This window comes from Brevundimonas sp. (assembly GCF_032107865.1).
In the GTDB taxonomy this organism is placed as follows: Bacteria; Pseudomonadota; Alphaproteobacteria; order Caulobacterales; family Caulobacteraceae; genus Brevundimonas.
The window spans coordinates 1-3971 of record NZ_DAMCNG010000234.1; the positions used below are offsets into that span (position 1 = coordinate 1).

Genomic DNA, 3971 nt, shown 5'->3' on the forward strand with positions numbered 1-3971 from the left:
CAAGGACTTCGACGTCTTGCTGTTCGCCTCGGACATGATCCCGGCCGACCTGTCCGCCGCCGCCCAGCGCCCGCAACCGGCGCCGGACAGCATCCCCGCCGAATACCGCAGCTGGCTGGGCCACATCACCGCCGAGAAGACCGTGCCCCAGCTGGACGCCTTTGCACGGGCGGGCGGCAGCGTCGTGACCATCGGCTCGGCTCACCGCCTGGCCGCCGCCATGGGCGCGCCGGTGCAGGACGTGCTGACCGGCGCGGACGGCAAGCCTTTGCCCTCGACCGACTTCTTCATCCCCGGCGCGGTGATGAAGACCGAGGTCGACAACAGCCGCCCGCTGACCTTCGGCGCCCCGCGCCAGATGGACGTCTTCTTCAACCGTAACGCGGGCTTCCGTCATGCGGGCGAAGGGGCCTCCCTGGTGCGCTATCCGCAGCAGGTGGCGGTCTCCAGCGGCTGGGCCATCGGTTCAGAGAAACTGTCGGGCTCCGACGCCGTGCTGGACCTGGAACACGGTCAGGGCCGCGTCATCGTCCTGGGCCCCGACGTGGTGAACCGCGCCCAGGCTCGCGCCTCCAGCCGCCTGCTGTTCAACGCCCTCTTCTACGGCCCCGCCGCATCGCACGACGCGGCCCGCTAGACAGAACGACAGAACAGAAAGGCCGCCCGGCGATCAACCGGGCGGCCTTTTTCGTGGGCCTGCTTGTTTCTCAGCCGCGCCGTCCGCCTGACCCAGCCTGAAGAGAGCCAAACAGACCCGCGACATCCTGAACAGGGAGATCGAGTCCTTCCGTACCGTTCGAACGCCGTCAGAAGCTGCGCGTCAGCGACAGGGCGAAGCTGCGCGGTCTTTGGGGCGTGGCGACCGCCTCGCGCCCGACGAGGAACGGATTGCCGTAGCCGAAGGTGTCGCCCGACCCGTTGAACAGATTGTCTATGCGGAGTGTGGCGTCCCAGGCGCCCATGGCGACGCTCGCGGCCACTTCAGAGGTCACATAGTCTCCCATCTGGGTCGTGGCGACAGGGGACAACTGCTGGCTGGACGGACCGACATAGCCGACCGAGCCGCTGACCCATCCGGGCAGGCCGCCCAGCGACACCTCGCGGCGAGCGCTGGCCGCGCCCAGAACCCTCGGCACCCCCGGCAAGTGGCCGCCTTCCTCCAGGGGGTAGTGCCTGTCCGCGGTCTTCAGGCGGGCGTCATTGCCCATGAAGTTGAAGTCCAGCCGCCACGGGCCGTCGCGCCAGACGCCTTCGAGTTCTATGCCCGTGCTGCCGCCGGAGCCGATATTGGCGGTGAAAGGAAGGCCATCTGGAGAGACGCGGTCGGACTGGATCTCCTCCCATCGGGTCCGGAAGACGGCGGCGCGGAGCGCGAGGCGGTTGTCGAGACCTCGCCAGCGAACGCCCGCCTCCAGGCTGTACAATCTATCCGGGGCGAATTCGCGGAACGGCGGAGCGCCCGAGCCTGGCTGCCCGTACGGCCTGTCGATCAGCGCGCCGCCGTTGAAGCCGCCGACGCGATAGCCCTGGCTTTGCTGCACATAGGCGAGCAGGCTGTCGCTCACATCATATTCGATGACGCTTTTCAGCGCGAAGTCCGCATCCTTGTGCTGCCCCTCGAACCGATCTTCGGACGCGCGGCTCTGCTGATAGGTGTGGGAGAGGATGGCGACGACGAAATAGCGCCCGCCGACCGTGAGCTTGACGCGGTCGAACGGATTCCAGGTCGCTTCGCCGAACAGGGCGGCTTCCCAGGTCGTGTCCTGCTTGATGGCTCGAAACAGTTGCTGGTCAGGCTCGATATCGAGCAGTTCGCCGGCCCGGTCGTGCTCGTACTGCGAGGCGTAGAAGCCGGCGATGCCCTGAACGGGGCCGCCGGGATGGGTGGCGGCGGACACCTCCAGCGCGACCGCCTGGATGCTGTCGGCTTCGTCATAGACCAACGGCCCCTCGCTGGCGCCCAGAGAACCTGCAGCCCTGGTCGCGTCGTAGCGACGCCCCAGTTCGTGCGCCTGAAAGGCGTTGGTGATCTTCACCCGACCCCAGCTCAGATCCCCCGTGACGGCCAACGCTATGCCGCTGAAGTTGTTGTTGCTCGGCTCGCGTTTCGACAGGGCGCGTTCGTATGGCCCCTGCGCCTCGAAAGCATACTGGCTGTCGTTGATCCTGATGTCCTGCCGCACCCAGCCGAGCCGCGCCTGCCACTGGGGATCGATACGCCACAGAAACGTCACGCGCGTTCCCGAGCGCGCGACGCGGCCGGTGTCGATCAGGCCCAGGTTCGTGTCGTCGATGACCCCGCCGAACCTTTCCTGATAGACGACGGTGCGCATAGCCAGGCGGTCGCGGATCAACGGCGCGTTGAAAATGATGTCCGTCGAATTGCCGAAAACGGAGCCATCGGTGAAGTTGAAGCCTGCTGACACCTTGCCGCTGTAGGCGTCGAGCTCAGGCGGCCGGCTCACCAGTTTCAGCACGCCTCCCATGGCGCCGGCCCCGTAGAGCGCGGCCTGGGGGCCGCGCAGAAGTTCGACCCGTTCCAGATCGACCAGGCGCAGGTCCGGATCGGGCGCGTCGTAGGTCAGGCGGGTTTCGTCGAGATACAGACCCACCATCGCCTGCGTCTGGCCGGTCAGGGGACTGTCGGCCAGTCCCCGCACGAACAGCTTGTTGCGGCCAGAGCCCAGGTTGGTGACGGTGAGCCCCGCCAGACGTGTGGCGAGGGCGGCGGTATCCTGTCGCGCCGCAGCGTCGAAGACGTCTCCGTCGAGGGCGGACAGGGCGTAGGGCGCATTGGCCAGCGCCAGGTCGCGTTTCGTGGCGGTGACGATGACGTCATCGACGGCGAAGAGGATGTTCTCGACCGGCGGGGCCTCGGGAACAGACCGGCGAGGAGACGCGAGGCGCGGTTGGGGGCGCGGCGTGATGATGTAGGTTCGATCATCGATGCGCCGGAAGGTGCAGGCGCTGCCCTCCGTCATCAGGCGCAGAGCCGATTGAATGTCGTGACGGCCGCGGACGGCGCGCGATCGACCGCAGGCGGCGGCGGCTCCGGCGTTGATCGAGACCCGAGCCTGCACGCCGAGTTGCAGGACGGCGGCCGTCATCGGCTGGGCGGGGATAGACAGGCGATGTCGCTCCGCGGCGTGCGCCGTCTGGCTGCCCAGCGAGAACGCCATGCCGAACAGAATGAACCCGCGTCGCCCTCTGCAGATCATTGAGCGGTTTCGCGTGACCTGAGCTGGACGGCGCCGTCCGCGCGGGACGCGGAGATGGGAAGGAAGGCCTCGAGACGGCGCAAGGTCGACGCCTGGTCGTCGAGGACCAGGGTGCCTGTGAAGCGGATATCGGCGGCGGCGCCGACGGCGCGCACGGGCGTCGGATAGGCGCGGCTGAGGTCGGCGGCGACGTCCGACAAGGGACGGTTGTCGTACACCAGTCGCCCGGTGCGCCAGCCGGCCGTCTCGGTCGATCCGTGCGTCACCTCAAGCGCGTGGCCGCCGTCCACCAGGGTGACGGCCTGTCCCATGGTCAAGCGGACGTTGTGGGCGGGGTTCGCCAGTTCGGAGACTCGCACGAGGCCTCGTGAGACGTTGACGATCGTCTTGTCTCCGTCGCGACGAACGTCGAAGGCCGTGCCCAGAACCTCGATCCGGCTCTCGCCGACCGTCACGCGGAAGGGGCGCTGCGCATCGTGCGCCACGTCGAAGGCGGCTTCGGCCGACTTCATCTCGACCAGCCGCTCCTTGCCGGACAATCTGACTGACAGCTCCGAGCCGCCGTTCATGGCGATGGACGAACCGTCGCTGAGGCTGACCGTCTTCTGTTCGCCCGGCGCGGTGACGTAGGTCGAGGTCCGATCGCTCAGCAAAGGCAGAAGCAGAAGGCCTGCCGCCAGGGCGGCGGCCAGACCTCCGCCGGCCCACCTCCAGCGTCGATTCGGCGCGGGTTTGCGGGGGGCGAGGGCCGAG

Annotated in this window: 2 protein-coding genes and 1 pseudogene; 1 reads left to right on the forward strand and 2 read right to left on the reverse strand. The window is 67.9% G+C overall.

All coding sequences use genetic code 11. The features are described from left to right. A pseudogene (locus RT567_RS14500) lies at positions 1–637 on the forward strand (peptidase); the annotation flags it as partial. A gap of 169 nt (positions 638–806) precedes the next feature. On the opposite strand, the gene RT567_RS14505 reads toward RT567_RS14500, so the two are convergent. Then, positions 807–3179 (reverse strand): TonB-dependent receptor domain-containing protein, encoded by a 2373-nt coding sequence (locus RT567_RS14505; RefSeq protein WP_313576971.1) that lies wholly within the window; start codon positions 3177–3179, stop codon positions 807–809. 35 nt (positions 3180–3214) lie between these two features. Further along, positions 3215–3971, reverse strand: a 757-nt coding sequence (locus tag RT567_RS14510) for a FecR family protein (protein WP_313576972.1), incomplete at its 5' end; no start/stop codon positions are given.

Excerpts from the sequence above, each read along its gene's own strand:
- RT567_RS14505 (WP_313576971.1), bottom strand. The coding sequence starts at position 3,179 with ATGGCGTTCTCGCTGGGCAGCCAGACGGCGCACGCCGCGGAGCGACAT.